Source organism: Paenibacillus wynnii, from assembly GCF_030812855.1.
Lineage (GTDB): Bacteria > Bacillota > Bacilli > Paenibacillales > Paenibacillaceae > Paenibacillus_AQ > Paenibacillus_AQ wynnii_A.
In genome coordinates this window covers 54,783-69,646 of the sequence record NZ_JAUSTK010000027.1, presented here as the reverse complement: position 1 = coordinate 69,646, position 14,864 = coordinate 54,783, and the positions used below count along the sequence as shown (strand labels likewise).

Genomic DNA, 14,864 nt, shown 5'->3' with positions numbered 1-14,864 from the left:
GCACTTTATACACTTATTTTTGGGTATTCCGGGGTTTAACCGGCATATTCATGTTTTTAGTTGCACAAAGTACATCTATCCATACATCCGAGCGCTAAAAGCTAGAAATAAGTGTATAAAATACATCTATTCACGGACTCACCTATAGTTGCTCCATTTGGCATTCTCTAAGCAACCCACCCAAGAATTCAGCCTCCTTCTGACATATGATGCATTATTTAGGCCTACAGGCTGTGGTCTGTGCCAAAGGAGGAAAATCAGTGGCCCTCAAGAGGAAAAGAAAACCTGCAAGAAGGATCAAAACTGGGCGGGCGAACAAGAGGAAGAGATTTTCAATAGGAACAAAAAAGAGAAAAATGACTTTAGGTAAGAGACATCTTAAGAAAAGGAAGTCCCGCAGGTCGAAACGAAAACAGCTAACCAGGCCTAAGGTTCTAAATATCCTCTATATCGTCCATTCCTTCTACCCGGAGACATATACAGGAACCGAGAAATTCGTATTCAACCTGGCCAGATCCATGCAAAGTAAAGGACATCATGTTAAAGTAGTTACTTACAGCGATGGCATACCGGAGAGTTACTCTCATACTTTTGGTGATGTTTTGTATAAAGAATATGAATATGAAGGCATTCCTGTTCTTGCCTTTCGCCATAAACATATGGACCCTGCCCAGTCATTTGAAATCGGGAATATGGACTTGACTTTATTCGCACAAAAAGTGATTACGACCGAAAAACCCACCCTCATTCATATTGGACATCCGATGAGGGCTATGGAATTTATACAGACCAGCGAACGTCTCGGGATCAAATACATCATTACTTTAACTGACTTTTGGTTTATATGTCCGACGGGTACGATGCTCCAGAAGAGTAATGCGCTGTGCAATGGCCCAGATATGGGCCTGAACTGCCTTATTCACTGCCAAATCCCTAATGCTCAGCAACGTCTGAGCACTCATGTCCCGCTATTGAGAGCGGCTAGCAGAATCTTTTCCCCTTCCGCTTCCTTAGCCGGTCTAGTTAGCAGGAACTTACCGGATATTCATGTGGAAGTCCTAAATCACGGGATCAACTATGATACCATTCGGCGGAATGAGCGGATATTCCAACCCGGCGACTCTCTAACTTTATTCTACGGTGGGTCTCTCAATACCCATAAAGGCGTGCACCTGATCCTTCAGGCAATGTCGATGATCCCATCAGACCGGCTTAAACTGAAGATCTACGGCTCAGGACCTTCCGAATATACGGCATCACTCGAACAGGCTGCTGCCACCGATGATCGTATTTCCTTTTGCGGGCAATATTCGGAAAATGACATTAAGCAAATCTATCAGGATGTTGATATCGCTCTGGTTCCCTCCATTTGGTATGAGAATTATCCGTTAGCTCTTCATGAAGCGCTCGCCAGTCATGTTCCGGCGCTGGTATCAGACATAGGCGGAATGGCAGAAAAGGTGCAGGACGGGTTCAACGGGTTTACCTTCCGCGTAGGGGATGCCGAACATCTCGCACAGCGAATTGTCCAATTACTTGATAACCCAACGTTGCTGAATGGATTCAAGGCCAATATGAAACAGGTTGAAATCCCTTCTATTGAACAAGAAGCCGTTACTTACGAAGGTATTTATCATTCCGTTACCCTTGATGGGCAGTAAGCAGGTTATTCGAACAAATGGAGACGTCCTTTTTATATTTTTCAGGTCAACCGGATTGTATCGGTTGGCCTTTTTTGTTCCGTTTACCTAAATGTCCTCCACCCCGATACCGATATATAAAATTAGATGTATATCGATCATCAGGAGGAACCTCAAATGGGAAAGAAAACAGGTACACTTTTAGTCTCATCCATTTTATCCGTTGTCCTACTCCTTAACACTGGAGCCGTATATGCTAATACAAGTCAAGACGGAGCCCAGCACGAGGTTATAATTACCTACAATAATAATCAGGGAAAAGAAGCGATTCTCGAGGACAGTGTTGAAGTCCAGCACGTATTTCAGACGATTCCAGCGGTTTCTGCCACGGTAACGAGTGCCGATCTTAAAGAGCTTATAGACGATCCCAATATTGCTTATATTGAACGAAATGTCCCCTTTACGATTACTGCAGAGGAAGTTACAACGGCATCCGAATCGGTAGCGACAATACCAGCCGAACAATCCCAGTGGGGCTTCCAAGCCGTTAAGCCCACAAATATGTGGTCGAAAGGTTATACAGGAACAGGTGTCAAAGTGGCAGTGATTGACTCCGGCCTTTATGCGCACCCGGAACTTTTAATTGCTGGGGGCATTTCAACCGTTGATTATACTACCTCTTATACAGATGACAACGGACATGGAACACATGTTGCCGGGATCATCGCTGCCAAAAGTAATAACGGAGGCATGGTAGGTATCGCACCGGACGTGCAGCTCTATGCTGTTAAATCTATGGATGCTAACGGTGACGGCAATCTTCAGGATGTATTGGAAGGAATCGATTGGGCGATTCAAAACCAAATGGATATTATTAATTTATCGCTGGGAACAGCGTATTCTTCCAATTCTCTCAAAGATATAGTCGATCAAGCCTATGCGGCAGGAATTATTATAGTTGCCTCGGCAGGCAACAGCGGAGCGGGAACAAACACGATTACCTACCCCGCCAAATATGACAGTGTTATTGCCGTTTCAGCGATGGATGTGAATCAGGCCCGCGGTGATTTTTCATCAACAGGTCCGGAGAATGAACTCTCCGCGCCGGGGGTTGGTATTATTTCAACGGCTCCTGGAGGAGGTTATGCCAAGACAAGCGGTACTTCCCAAGCAGCTCCACATATTACAGGCATGCTTGCTCTACTGAAGCAGGAACATCCGTTGTTCTCTAATGAACAACAACGTGAAGAGATTCGAAGATATGCTATCGATTTGGGAGCACCCGGACGCGATGATGAGTTTGGTTATGGTTTTGTGACGTTTGCTAAAGAATTTGACGTCACTGCACCTGCCGAGATTAGCGATCTAACGGTTAGTGAAGTTACAGCAAACACCGCAACGGTCACTTGGATAAACCCGCAAGATGCCGACTTTGCCAAAGTCAATCTATACGCCAATGAAGTTTTTGCGGGTGAGGGTTCAGGAACCACTTATACTTTCACAGGACTCACTCCGCATACCGTTTATAATCTTCAAGCCAAAACCGTGGATACAACAGGTAATGTCTCAGCAGGCCAGAATGTGGTGACTGCAACCTTGGCTGAAGTGCCTCCTGTAATAGACACAACCACACCAACAGAACCTCCTGTAGATCTTACTGCTCCTGCGGAGGTGTCTACTCTGGGGGTAACGGACGCCACTTATGCATCCATTCAGCTTCATTGGACGAATCCTTTGGATACCGATTTTGCTAAAGTTGAGATACTTGTAAATGGAGAATTTGTAGATGAGACGACTAGAGCAGAATATAATCTGACAGGCCTGACCTCGGATACTGTATATAACATAGTTATTAAAACCTTGGATTCCACCGGGAATTCATCTGTAGGTGCTAAACTTCAGGCAAAAACACTAGCGGCAGTCCCGCTTGTCACCGCTCCTGACCCTGTAATCCCGAACCCGCTTCCCGATATACCGTCGTTACCGACCAACATTACCCTCCCTCCAACAGGAGGAAGTGCAGTCATTGTACCTCTGGATGCACAAGTGACTGAACTGAAGGAGGCCAAAGCATCACTAGATCAAGCAAAAACTTCATTGACCATGATTTCCTACATCGAGGCAAAACATGACATTAATGCCCTATCAGACGCCGACAAGCGGAATCAATTCCAACAAGAACTGGATCATCTCAAGCTTGAACTAGATGCGAAGGCGCTTTTGACAAAAAATGAGGTTCGCCCTTCCGTTCCTATTAATGTCAGTGTCCAAGCAGCAATGAAGAGTGAAATTTACAAGTATATCGATTTATCTTCCATTAAACCGGGTGAGAACGTTTTTGTTGTGGATAGCAAAGGTGAAGTGGTCACGGACCTTCAGGTGTATGTCTTGTGGAACCGCATTTTCGTCAAGCCTGCGAGTGGTTCATTCATTTCCAAAGAAACGTATACCCTTATTATTGATAAGACTGTTAAAGGCAAACCGGCGATGAATTCATCCCAGTCCTATTCCCTTAGCAACCCGCTTACCCTAGAGTTTACGACTCGATAGAAGGAAGAAATGCAATAAATGAATCTAAAGCTTATAGACAGGGGATTATCACCATGAATATTAGAGCAATTGCAAAGGTAGTTCTTGCAGCCGCACTCCTCGTATCTCTTTACGGAATATCAGGAGTTCGAAATGTAAAAGCAGCGGATTTGGTGATCACTTCATTCTCCGATGTTCAAACAAACCAATGGTATGCTTCCACCATACAGTGGGGCATTTCGCAAAACATGGTAAAGGGCTATGCGGACGGCACCTTTAAACCCAACAAGACCGTTTCCGAAGCAGAGTTCCTGGCTTTGCTGATTCGTGCCTTTGAGCCCAACCTAAGTAGTAACGGAGAAAGTCACTGGGCTAACCCTTACTATGTTAGAGCAAAACAGTTGAACTACCCTGTAAAAAGCTATACACTTATTGCTTCGAGAAATGAGGTCATTCTGCGCACACAAGTAGCTGAACTCATCTCCGCTACGGAAGGTGTTCATTTCAGCGGAGATGATGCAATACATTACCTGCTCGCCTTTGGCTTGGCGAACGGCAGTGATCCCGCTAAACCATCCATCCAAGGCTTCGGCGGACCGAACAAGCTTACTCGTGCGGAAGCCTTGCAATTTGTAAAGAATCTTTATGAGAACGGGGTTGGTGGCTTACTGTCCCGACCCGCAGAAGCAACAGATCCGCGCGATATTCCAGAAATATAAAGCATAAAAAGGGATTGCCTTGAGTCTAAAGACTCTCAGCAATCCCTTTTTCATTAAAATCATTTATTTCTCTTCAACCCTTGCAAATGGAATTAATATGATGAGTTAAAACATCGGACACACGCTTTCGATCCAAACGTTCGGGTTCAAGCAACGCGTGCAATGCCAATCCATCGACTAAAGCATACAAATGTTCAGAAGCCATTTCTTTATCCAGATCTGTTCTTAACAGATGATTCTGTTCCAAATATTCAATTAAACTGCCCATTTCGCTAAAAAAACCTTCGTGCTGTGTATCAAGCTGTTCCTCTGCATATTTACGATGAAAGGTGAAGGCAAACCATACCTCCATTTCAGCCATTTTAATATCATCAACAGGCACAAGTTCGAGCAAAATCCGAATGACTTTTTCTTTTGGCGGTAAGTCGCTAATCCCAATCTTCTCAATTCGGGCATTGGCCCGATCCTTTACGAGATTCATGGCGTAGGCTAGCAGTTCATCTTGGGTAGAGAAATAGTGGCGCAAGGCCCCCAATGACAATCCTGCTTCTTTAGCGATATTTCTGACAGTCGCTCCCTTCATCCCCTGATCCAGGATGACCCGCCATGTGGCTTCAGCGATTTGAGTTTTTTTCTCCGTGGGATCTACAATTTTTGGCATGTCCATATTGTATCAAAAGGAAAATCAAAACTCAATATTATAGTACAGTTGTATTATTAAAAACTAAATGTTATAATTTCACTTATTTAATAATACACTTGTATTGGAAAAGGGGTGCGTAATTTGAATATTGCAGCATGGTCGATCATCATAAGTGAAATCGCCTTTTGGATTGTTATATTAATGGGTCTTATTACGCGTTATATTTTAAACCGAGAAAAGCTGGGGTTTGTCCTGCTGGCACTAACTCCGGTCATTGACTGCATTTTGTTAGTGGTTACAAGTATTGATTTGCACCGCGGTTCCACTGCTACGACAGCACATGCACTTGCAGCCATATATATCGCCGTGTCCCTTGTTTTTGGTAAAAGTATGATCCATTGGGCAGACGAGCGTTTTCGTTACTTAGTGACAAAAGAAGGTTCAAAACCCGTCAGAAAACAAGGAATCGAATTTGCCAAACATTATTTCAAAAGCTGGATCAAACACGTGATTGCTTTTCTCATAGGTGCCGGAATCCTCTTCGGTCTGATTACCTATATAGACGATCCAACCCGCACCGAAGCACTGTCGAGTGTATTGCAAATTTGGTCAATAGTCTTGGGCTTTGACTTCATCATAACCGTCACTTACTTTATTTGGCCGAGGAAAGCAAAGGTATGAACTGCGATTTGATAGGGCGGGGAGATTAAAGGACAAGGGGTTCTCGACAGGCATGGAAAATACTGTCATACGGGTTACTTTTGATAAACACGCGTGGATATCTGCTCAAGATGAATGCGTAAGCCTTACGGACCCAGCGGACGCTATTTACTCCATTTACCTGAATTCCTTATCTATGCGGACTCAGGGGGCCTTATTTACATGAATTCGGCTATAAAGAGCCCAGTATTCATAAATAACGGCATCTGTGTCCGCATAACTTACTTATCGAGCATTTTATAGACAATAAGGGCTCTGTAGTCCGCATAGAGTTCTTCACCCGATCTACCTAATATATATTTACTTTAGCTGCTGTTATTGGGCTTCATTGTTCAGCTTATATACATGAATCTAGCAATTAAGATTAACCGCTAAAAGCGGGTTAATCAAAGAAATCCGGATACAACAGCGGCCGGACGTCCAAATCTTCATAGTAGTGACGCTTGAGCCTTAAGTTAATATCTTAAGTTCATCTTATATAAAGGAATATTCACTTTATTTTTTTCTCCATCCTGTCTTTCTCAGATCTTGAAAGAATTCTGTTAACGGTTATCTCATCTCTGGCAAATTAATAAATCCCTTGAGTATCGCCTGCAAAATGCCATAACACAACTCTGAATCATTCAATCTATTTTCTTTTATCCCATCGATACAATCCTGAATGTTCATTCTTATGACTTCAATTTCTTCATGTCCTTCAAGTTGTTGTTTAGAATAACTCAAAATTTCGTCAGTATAATACACATGTGTTACCTCATTGCTTCTCCAAGATGCAGGTAATATATTTCCTAAGTAATATACTCTGCCGCAATCTATGCCAGTCTCTTCTTTAAGTTCTCTTCTTGCTGCAAATTCTATATCCTCGTCTTGGTTTACTCCTCCACCTGGAAGTTGAATGGTATAAGACTCAATGGGTTCTCGATATTGGTTAATGAGTATTAATTGTCCATTGTCGTTTGCCAACATAACTACCCCGATATTACTTTGAGATTTAATGAATATCTTCCCGAATTTATCCTCAATGATATGTATTCCATTTTTATTAAGTAAGTTTTTAATAATTTTCACCTCAGGATAAATATATTTATGACGCCTATCATCTATAGAAACCACAGGTTTTTCCTTAACTATCTATCTTTCTTCCTCTGCAGGAAATTCTTGAGATTCAATATAATCGTGACTATATACCAAGATATCCACGTCGTGATATTGTGTAAAACCGTTATATTTAGCCTTTCCACTTACGTTGTACATAGGTTCAAGAAATTTATCGTAATCTGCAATAATGTCTTCATCTGCAAGGGATTTAGTAAAACTCTTCAAAAAAGCTTGTGTAGGTGGTACAGGCATCTCCGCTTGTAATCGTTCTGCGATTACTACAGTAGCCGGATTCATTGTATTTTTAGAATACAAGGGTTCAACTACATAACTTGATAGCTTGACAAGGAATGCTAGTCCTAGTAGAAATAAGAATACATTTTTGACAAATCGTAAGATAACGATCTTTATTCCCTCCAGTTCAAAATGTTGTACTGTCAAAAAAAAACCACCTTATAAAAGGCAGTTCCTTAAAAAGATATTAGGATCTAAAAACCAGCGTTTTGCTTTGCTGCGAAAGAAATGATTCCTTTACCTTGCAGTATAGCTTGGGAGTGCTCATCGGCTGGTCGATATCCTTTTTCCAACATTTCTTTAATAAACACTTTGTTATATACAAATGAGAAAATAATTCCTGGAATCCAAGCTCCAATTCCTGCTGTAAATATACCAACTGCTATTGCTGTGATCAACATAATGGCAGCCCATTTCAAATCACCTCTGAATAGAGCTGGAAAAAATCCAAAAAAGAATGTGGTCCAACTAAAACCAACTTTAACTTCTTTGATTACCCCTGCATTGTTGCTCAATCTTACATGCATGATTAATAATTCCCCCTTATAATTACACACAGGAATATACTATAATATGCACAATGAAAAAACAACCATTTTCTCCTCAAATACCCTATTTTACGACCCTATTCCCAATCTTTTTATTTCTTTCGCCTTGAACACTCCCGCCACCTGTAGAGGTGAGGGATTTTTGGGTAGTTGCTTCAATGAAGCAGAGTTGTTATATTTCGATTTCCCAAATGGAAAATCGAATCCCAAGCGAGCCCTGTGGTTCCCACAGTTGAATGAATGAGGCTATGTTGCCATTAGTATATTTTGTGGTGTAGCTTTGGACAGGATGTTTAAGGCTTTTGAAACGTGGAGCCTGATTCTGTTTTTTGAAGAACCGATCAAAGCTATCCACCGTTTTCAGCCAATCAAACTGCCCCTTAAGAACAGAAAGTTGCGTGGCACAGGTATCGTTCCACAATTCCAAGAAATGATTAAAGACGAAACGGCAACGATTTGGCTAACCCGGTAAAGGGGATTGCGATAGACACACCGGAGCTGACGGATGCTCTGATTCTAGCTCTAAAAGACAAGGCAGATCACCAGCGGGAGTTCGTCAACTATCGGATTTTCGGCAGTGAGAAGAAACTCATAGCAGCACTGAAGCAGGCAGAATCTCCTCTAAAAGAGCGCCTGAAGGTGCTAATGAAGAAATCAGGAACGCAATTCAGCGTTAGTTTACAACAACAGTTGGGAAAACGGAAATAAGGATGTCTCCGAAGCATTAGCTTCAAGACATCCTGGACGGTCGATTTAGAGGGATACCGGCCGGATCTTTCCATCTTCTTCATAATGGAGCTCCGTAAATTTGACACAGCGTTTGTGATCAACGCCGCCCGACAAGGACGCGTCATGGTAGAACAGATACCATTTTTCGTTAAATTCCACGATGGAATGGTGGGTCGTCCAGCCAACAACTGGATTCAGAATGGTTCCTTGAAAGACAAAGGGTCCGCAAGGCTTGTCGCTCACCGCGTAGACGATTTTATGAGTCGTGCCCGTGGAGTACGACAAATAATATTTCCCCATATACTTGTGCATCCATGGGCCTTCGAAATATCTCCTGTCTTCATCACCCGCTAGGAGTGGGTTCCCTTCTTCATCTACAATGGCGATTTCCTGCGGGGCTGATTTGAAGGACAGCATGTCTTCGCTCAGTTCTGCCACCCGAGGGCCGTAAGCAAGTTCCTCAGGGGCTTTCTCCACCGCATCCGGTTGGAACGAGCCTGTGTGCCATTTTTCTAATTGTCCGCCCCATAAGCCGCCGAAATACATATAGGATCTTTCATCCTCATCCACAAAAACGGCTGGATCGATGCTGAAGCTCCCTTCGATATAGCTCTCTTGAGCCTGGAAAGGGCCGGCCGGAGAAGCTGATGTAGCCACTCCGATACGGAAGATACCCTCCTTGTCCCGGGCCGGGAAAAACAAGTAATATGTCCCCCTCCGGTACGCAGCGTCGGGCGCCCACATTTGCTTCGAAGCCCAGGGCACATCCCGTAGATGAAGCGCCACCCCGTGATCCACACAAGGAGACTCTGGATTGTCCATAGACAACACATGATAATCTTCCATTGCATACTGGTCACCATTATCGTTCGTGGGTCCATCATGGTCGACATCATGGGATGGGTAAATATACAGCTTGCCCTCAAATACATGAGCGGAGGGATCGGCTGTATAAAGATGGGTAACTATCGGCTCATTATGCACTGCCATAATAGGATTCTCCTCCTCATTAGTATTACGCCTGTTGGTTAGCCAAAGAAAGGTAGCCTCCACAACCATAATTTAGCTAATCAACAGGACTGTATCAGAATTGATGTTTCCCCACAGTGCTATCTTTCTTCAAAGACAGCTGAAAGGATTATTCTTTGACGCCTCCAAGTGCTACGCCCGCGATAATATATCTGGATAACAGGAAGTAAACCACAAAGAGCGGTAAAGCCGTTAAGGCCAGCCCCATATAAATTGAGCCGAACTCCATTTTGTAAATGTCCCCCCGAAGCAAGCTTACCATAATCGGCATCGTATACTTTTCCTTCTGCGTTAACAGAATCAGCGGCATGAACAGGTTGTTCCAATTGGCTACAAAGGCAAAAATGGCCTGTGTAGCCACTGCCGGCATCATCAGCGGCAGGATAATCCGGTTAAATGTGAAGAATTCACCAGATCCATCTACGCGCGATGCTTCTACGATCTCTATCGACAACGTTGCGAGCAGGTATTGCCGCATAAAAAATACCACTGCCGGTGCTGCAATCGCTGGCAGAATCAGCGGCCAGAAGCTATTGGTCCAATGCAGCTTATACATGAACTGGTAGAAACCGATGGCACTTGCCTGGGAAGGAACCATCATCACGCATAAAATGAAGGTAAAGAATGGCTTCTGCAGCTTCCAGCTATAGGTCACAAGCCCGTAAGCCGCCAAGGACGAGAAATAAACCGTGCATATAGTGGCGGAACTGGAGATAATTAATGAATTCATGAACCCTTGAAGGGGATCAAAGCTCTTGTCCAGCAGCACCCGCAGGTTGCTCATCATATGGGTCGAAGGAAGCAGTGAGATACCGCTTTGAATTTCCGGTGTAGAGCGAGTAGCATTTACAAACATGATCCAAAACGGAAGGATGCTGAGCAACGCCAAAGAGATGCAGACGATATAGATAATTGCTTTGCTTATCTTTCGGGTAGCGGTTCCGCTTTCCTTAATTTTTTCCATAGGTTGCACCTCCCTGAACGGTTGCTGCTTGGGCAGCTTTTCTATTTTTCTTCTCCGCTTTTTTCAATCTTCCCGCGTCGCGGTCACGCATCAAGTAGAATACGCATGCCGACAATACCCCCGCGATTAGGAACATGATCATACTTGCCGCTGCAGCACGATTATACATATAACTTCCCTTGAACGCTTGACCGTAGATAAACATAGACGTGGTAAGGGTGGAGTCGTCCGGTCCGCCTGCCAGGAACAGCTGCGGAATATCGAACATGGTCAAACCCCCAATCATCGATGTAATCAGTGTGAACAGCAGAATGGTTCGAAGACTCGGAAGTGTAATACGGAAGAACGTTTGAAATCCGTTTGCACCATCAATCGCCGCAGACTCGAAGAGAGCTGGATTTATACCCATAACCCCTGCGATGAGGATGATCATCGTGTTGCCGTACCACATCCAGAATTGGATGAACGCTACAATGCCTCGTGCTGTCGTCTTATCCTGCAGGAAGAAAATCGGTCCATCGGTCCATCCCAGCGTTTGAAACAAACTGTTAACGGGACCCATCGGATAGGCAAACAATGTGCTAAAAAGCACTGCGATTGTACTTGCAGTAATAATATTTGGCATATAGAGCAGAACCTTGAAAATCCCCTGTCCCTTGATGTTGAGACGCCGGTTCGTGAACCATGCGGTCAGCAAGAGCGCAAGAAGGATCTGAGGAACAAAGTTGACAATCCAGAGCCACCCTGTGTTGATCAGAGATTTCCTGAAAGAGGGGTTCTCAAAGATGAGCTGTTTGAAGTTTGCAAAAGGGTCATCCAGAATATGAATCGGTTTTGGTATTAACCCCTGCATATCGGTGAACCCGATAACTGCGGTGTATAGAATGGGGTACAACGAAAAAATTAGAAATGCAAGTACAAACGGAAAGGTAAAAATATAGCCGTATTTCGAATAGTTCACACCTTTGCGGCGCATGCTCTCACCTCATTAATTGATAGGAAGAGGCGGGATAACTCACCCGCCCCTTCGATTCCTTCTTATTCGCTTTCGATATTCAGCTGATCTTTGACTTGTTGTTTGAAGGTTTCGATTGCTTTGTCGCGGTCTTTGTTGCCCGCAGTGTATTCGCGTACTTGGTCACGCCAGATCTTGTTGATCGTTTCGTCAAACTGGGTCAAGTTCTTGCCTGAAGCGTTAGCGTTGGCTGGAACGAATACGTCGAACATGTTCTGTCCGCCAAGCAATGGAACTTCTCCGTTAGACTTCGCCATAACAACAGCAGATGCCACGCTGTCCTTCGTACCTTGCTCGCCTGCCTTCATTGTACCGTTAGCCCAGAAAGATTGAAGACCTGTATCAGAGGTATCTAGCGTAACCCACTTGATAAAGTCAGCAACTGCTTGTTTCTTCGCATCGTCTTTAGTAACTTCTTGGTGAGCGAGCAACCAGGTGCCTCCCCAGAAGAAGCCTGTCGGTGGCTCGGTAACAGCCCAGTCACCATTCGTGTCTTTAACTTGACCGTTCATCACGTAGTTGATGAGCCAAGCAGGACCGAAGAATCCGAAAACTGGTTGAGCGCCGGTGCCAGACATATCTGCGTACCATGCTTCCGTCCAGTCAGTAGTATCATTATGATAGCCATTGTCTTTCAGCTTCTTGGAGAGATCCAGGAATTGTTCGCGCTTCGGATCGATATGAAGCTTACCATCAACAATCCAACCCAAGTCAGAGCTGTTCTCGATCGGGTGCCAAATATCGCCGTCACCGGAAACGATACCATATCCTTTAGCTTTCAGCTTCGCAGCTGCATCGAAGAATTTATCCCAGCCTGGTCCAACTTCAGTTTTGATGGTGGCCGGATCGTCTGTTCCAAACACTTCCTTGGCAATGGAGCGGCGATAGATAAAGGATCCGCCTGTCGCTTGGTAGCCAAGGCCTTTCAGTTGACCCTCTTTGCTGCCGATATCTACCGAGTATTGAGCAATGCCAGCGTCCTTAACCAATTGGTCGTCAAGGCCCAGATCAGCATAGTTGGCAGCATAGGTGGATGCATCGCCTTGTGTATACTTCAGCACGAACGCTGATTCAGCTGCATAAATGTCGGGAGCATCTTTACCGCCAGCGGCAAGAGCTTGGTCAAGAGCTGGCTGATAAGCGCCATCGGTGGTTGCGATAACTGTGGTTTTGAATTCTACATTCACATCAGGATGTGTTTCCACATACTTTTTGGTCATGTTCGGAATTTCGTCCGTGAAACTCCAGAGATTGATAGTCACTTTCTCAGTGCTCTTAGTTGGAGCCTCGGTAGCGTTTGCTGCTGGGGCTGTAGTTGGGCTTGATGCGTTTGAGTTTGAGTTTGAATTGTTTCCCCCACATGCCACAAGAGCAGATGACATCACGAGCAATGTAGAAATCCCTACTAAAACACGTTTCATACTTTTCATACTTTGCCTCCCCTTTTTATGTTCCTCGGTTTTATGTAACCGCATACATAATTATAGAGGTTATCACTCTCCGGCATAAGGAACCCATTATTGGGAAAACTTCCACTATTTTTGGATATGGTTCGTATTAGGCATAAAAAAGACACCAAGGATATATATCTTGGCGTCTCTATTATCCTTGTCGTTCCCTATCTTTACTTATCCTCTTTAAGCGCCTCATCCTGTTTCTTGATGAAATCTTCAGGAGTTACTGCTTCGGCGAACAGCGCCTGAACCAAATTAATATGCATACTGGAAGCGACCGGTTTCATCTGAGTATCCAGATAAAGGGTAACTTTATTGGCCTTATTCAATTCGTCTAATAGATCAATGAACATTTGCGGGAGCCTGATGGCCGCGGTATCTACTTTGGTGGCGGGGATTACACCCGCATCGACAACAGAATGCTCTCCCCACTTCTGAACGAAGAAGCTGACGAATCTTTTGGCCTCCCGGACATGCTCGGAATTTTGGGAAACGAACAATCCAGTTCCAGGGCCGCCAACCCAATCATCCACATTACCTTTGCCGCCTGCAACCTTAGGGAATTTAAAATAACCGATATTGTCTTTAAATTCCTGGGATATGTCCGCCGTGGTCGTGTAGTCGGGCAGTTCCCAAGTACCCATGGCGAACATGGCCGATCTCCCGTTCATGAACTGAACTTTGGCCTCGTCGTGAGACAATCCGTTATAGCCTTTAATGAACGTGTTCAGGTTCACCAGCTCTTGCACTTGTCTTGCGGCCTCAAGCAATGAAGGGTCCGTGAAGTCCTGGTCCGCAACGGCTTTATCCAGCACTTCCGACCCTCCGATGCGATCGGCCAGGTACATGTACCAGAAGGAAGCCGGCCAACCGTCCTTGCCGCCAAGGGTAACGGGAGTAATGCCGTTATCGTTCAGCGTTCGGATGATCGTTTTGAGATCGTCCAAGGTTTGTGGAGGCTGCAGGTTGAATTCTGTAAATATCTCTTTGTTATAATAGACCGGAACAATGTTCAGTTCGACCGGGAGAGCATAGGTCTTACCATCAAAAGAGTACGGTTCCGTCGTACCGGCTACGAATTTCCCATTCAGCTCCCCCTGTAAAAGATCGTCCAAGACCGAAAACTTGTTACCCTTGACATAGGGATCCATGAAACCGGCTGCCCAGGTAAATCCGATGTCCGGCAGACCATTGGATGCGGCAAGCACGGTCAGCTTGCTCTTGTACTGCTCGTTTTCAAGGACTTCCGTCGCGATTTTGATATTCGGATTGGCTTTCTCAAACTCATGGATGATTTCTTTTACCATTTTGTTTTGTGCGGAGTTGTTGCCGTCCGGCCATAGATGCATCATTTTTAAAGTGATTTTTTCGCCGCCGCTCTTAACACTGTCTCCTTCTTTACCGCTGCAAGCAGTTGTTACCAGTAGCAAAGCCAGGAGTAGAGCACGACATAATCCGATTCTCTTCGTGGGTATCCCCCCT

The 14,864-nt window shown here is 44.6% G+C and carries 14 protein-coding genes and 1 pseudogene; 5 read left to right on the top strand and 10 right to left on the bottom strand.

Features of this window, described 5'->3' with window-relative positions:
* Positions 1–356 precede the first annotated feature (356 nt).
* From J2T20_RS20600 to J2T20_RS20590, 3 genes are all read left to right on the top strand, one after another.
* Positions 357–1,661, top strand: coding sequence for a glycosyltransferase (locus tag J2T20_RS20600; RefSeq protein ID WP_307591204.1), 1,305 nt, complete (start codon positions 357–359; stop codon positions 1,659–1,661).
* Between the two features lie 156 nt (positions 1,662–1,817).
* On the top strand, positions 1,818–4,190 hold the full coding sequence (locus J2T20_RS20595) for a S8 family serine peptidase (protein ID WP_307591203.1): 2,373 nt from the start codon (positions 1,818–1,820) through the stop codon (positions 4,188–4,190).
* Between the two features lie 53 nt (positions 4,191–4,243).
* On the top strand, positions 4,244–4,888 hold the full coding sequence (locus J2T20_RS20590; RefSeq protein ID WP_307591201.1) for an S-layer homology domain-containing protein: 645 nt from the start codon (positions 4,244–4,246) through the stop codon (positions 4,886–4,888).
* 73 nt (positions 4,889–4,961) lie between these two features.
* Here the strand turns inward: J2T20_RS20590 and J2T20_RS20585 are convergent, their stop codons facing one another.
* Complete coding sequence (locus J2T20_RS20585) at positions 4,962–5,549, bottom strand: TetR/AcrR family transcriptional regulator (RefSeq protein ID WP_307591200.1); 588 nt, start codon at positions 5,547–5,549, stop codon at positions 4,962–4,964.
* Positions 5,550–5,672: 123 nt separating this feature from the next.
* Here J2T20_RS20585 and J2T20_RS20580 point away from each other — a divergent pair, with 123 nt between their 5' ends.
* Positions 5,673–6,212 carry a hypothetical protein gene (locus tag J2T20_RS20580; RefSeq protein ID WP_307591199.1) on the top strand — a complete coding sequence of 180 codons (540 nt, stop codon included), beginning with the start codon at positions 5,673–5,675 and terminating at the stop codon, positions 6,210–6,212.
* A 588-nt stretch (positions 6,213–6,800) separates the two neighbouring features.
* Here J2T20_RS20580 and J2T20_RS20575 read toward each other — a convergent pair.
* The 4 genes and pseudogenes from J2T20_RS20575 to J2T20_RS20560 form a co-directional block, all read right to left on the bottom strand.
* On the bottom strand, positions 6,801–7,364 hold the full coding sequence (locus tag J2T20_RS20575; RefSeq protein ID WP_307591198.1) for an NUDIX hydrolase: 564 nt from the start codon (positions 7,362–7,364) through the stop codon (positions 6,801–6,803).
* 18 nt (positions 7,365–7,382) lie between these two features.
* Positions 7,383–7,790 (bottom strand): hypothetical protein, encoded by a 408-nt coding sequence (locus J2T20_RS20570; RefSeq protein ID WP_307591197.1) that lies wholly within the window; start codon positions 7,788–7,790, stop codon positions 7,383–7,385.
* Between the two features lie 47 nt (positions 7,791–7,837).
* Complete coding sequence (locus tag J2T20_RS20565; protein ID WP_307591196.1) at positions 7,838–8,170, bottom strand: DUF2628 domain-containing protein; 333 nt, start codon at positions 8,168–8,170, stop codon at positions 7,838–7,840.
* A gap of 265 nt (positions 8,171–8,435) precedes the next feature.
* Positions 8,436–8,642: pseudogene (locus J2T20_RS20560) on the bottom strand (IS200/IS605 family element RNA-guided endonuclease TnpB); the annotation flags it as partial.
* A 5-nt stretch (positions 8,643–8,647) separates the two neighbouring features.
* Here J2T20_RS20560 and J2T20_RS20555 point away from each other — a divergent pair.
* Complete coding sequence (locus J2T20_RS20555) at positions 8,648–8,899, top strand: DUF6138 family protein (RefSeq protein ID WP_307591195.1); 252 nt, start codon at positions 8,648–8,650, stop codon at positions 8,897–8,899.
* Between the two features lie 45 nt (positions 8,900–8,944).
* On the opposite strand, the gene J2T20_RS20550 is transcribed toward J2T20_RS20555, so the two are convergent.
* From J2T20_RS20550 to J2T20_RS20530, 5 genes are all read right to left on the bottom strand, one after another.
* On the bottom strand, positions 8,945–9,910 hold the full coding sequence (locus J2T20_RS20550) for a glycoside hydrolase family 43 protein (protein WP_307591194.1): 966 nt from the start codon (positions 9,908–9,910) through the stop codon (positions 8,945–8,947).
* A 148-nt stretch (positions 9,911–10,058) separates the two neighbouring features.
* Entirely contained in the window at positions 10,059–10,913 is an 855-nt protein-coding gene (locus J2T20_RS20545) for a carbohydrate ABC transporter permease (protein WP_307591193.1), read from the bottom strand.
* Positions 10,900–11,889 (bottom strand): carbohydrate ABC transporter permease, encoded by a 990-nt coding sequence (locus tag J2T20_RS20540; RefSeq protein ID WP_307591192.1) that lies wholly within the window; start codon positions 11,887–11,889, stop codon positions 10,900–10,902. The genes J2T20_RS20545 and J2T20_RS20540 overlap by 14 nt, the downstream gene beginning before the upstream one ends.
* 62 nt (positions 11,890–11,951) lie before the next feature.
* Complete coding sequence (locus J2T20_RS20535; protein WP_307591191.1) at positions 11,952–13,358, bottom strand: ABC transporter substrate-binding protein; 1,407 nt, start codon at positions 13,356–13,358, stop codon at positions 11,952–11,954.
* Between the two features lie 194 nt (positions 13,359–13,552).
* Positions 13,553–14,812, bottom strand: a complete 1,260-nt coding sequence (locus tag J2T20_RS20530) for an extracellular solute-binding protein (protein ID WP_307591190.1) — start codon at positions 14,810–14,812, stop codon at positions 13,553–13,555.
* Positions 14,813–14,864 lie beyond the last annotated feature (52 nt).

Bases quoted from the DNA above. Each gene is read 5' to 3' on its own strand.
- J2T20_RS20600 (WP_307591204.1), top strand. From the start codon at position 357: ATGACTTTAGGTAAGAGACATCTTAAGAAAAGGAAGTCCCGCAGGTCG.
- J2T20_RS20595 (WP_307591203.1), top strand. From the start codon at position 1,818: ATGGGAAAGAAAACAGGTACACTTTTAGTCTCATCCATTTTATCCGTT.
- J2T20_RS20590 (WP_307591201.1), top strand. From the start codon at position 4,244: ATGAATATTAGAGCAATTGCAAAGGTAGTTCTTGCAGCCGCACTCCTC.
- J2T20_RS20585 (WP_307591200.1), bottom strand. From the start codon at position 5,549: ATGCCAAAAATTGTAGATCCCACGGAGAAAAAAACTCAAATCGCTGAA.
- J2T20_RS20565 (WP_307591196.1), bottom strand. From the start codon at position 8,170: ATGCATGTAAGATTGAGCAACAATGCAGGGGTAATCAAAGAAGTTAAA.
- J2T20_RS20550 (WP_307591194.1), bottom strand. From the start codon at position 9,910: ATGGCAGTGCATAATGAGCCGATAGTTACCCATCTTTATACAGCCGAT.
- J2T20_RS20545 (WP_307591193.1), bottom strand. From the start codon at position 10,913: ATGGAAAAAATTAAGGAAAGCGGAACCGCTACCCGAAAGATAAGCAAA.
- J2T20_RS20540 (WP_307591192.1), bottom strand. From the start codon at position 11,889: ATGCGCCGCAAAGGTGTGAACTATTCGAAATACGGCTATATTTTTACC.
- J2T20_RS20535 (WP_307591191.1), bottom strand. From the start codon at position 13,358: ATGAAAAGTATGAAACGTGTTTTAGTAGGGATTTCTACATTGCTCGTG.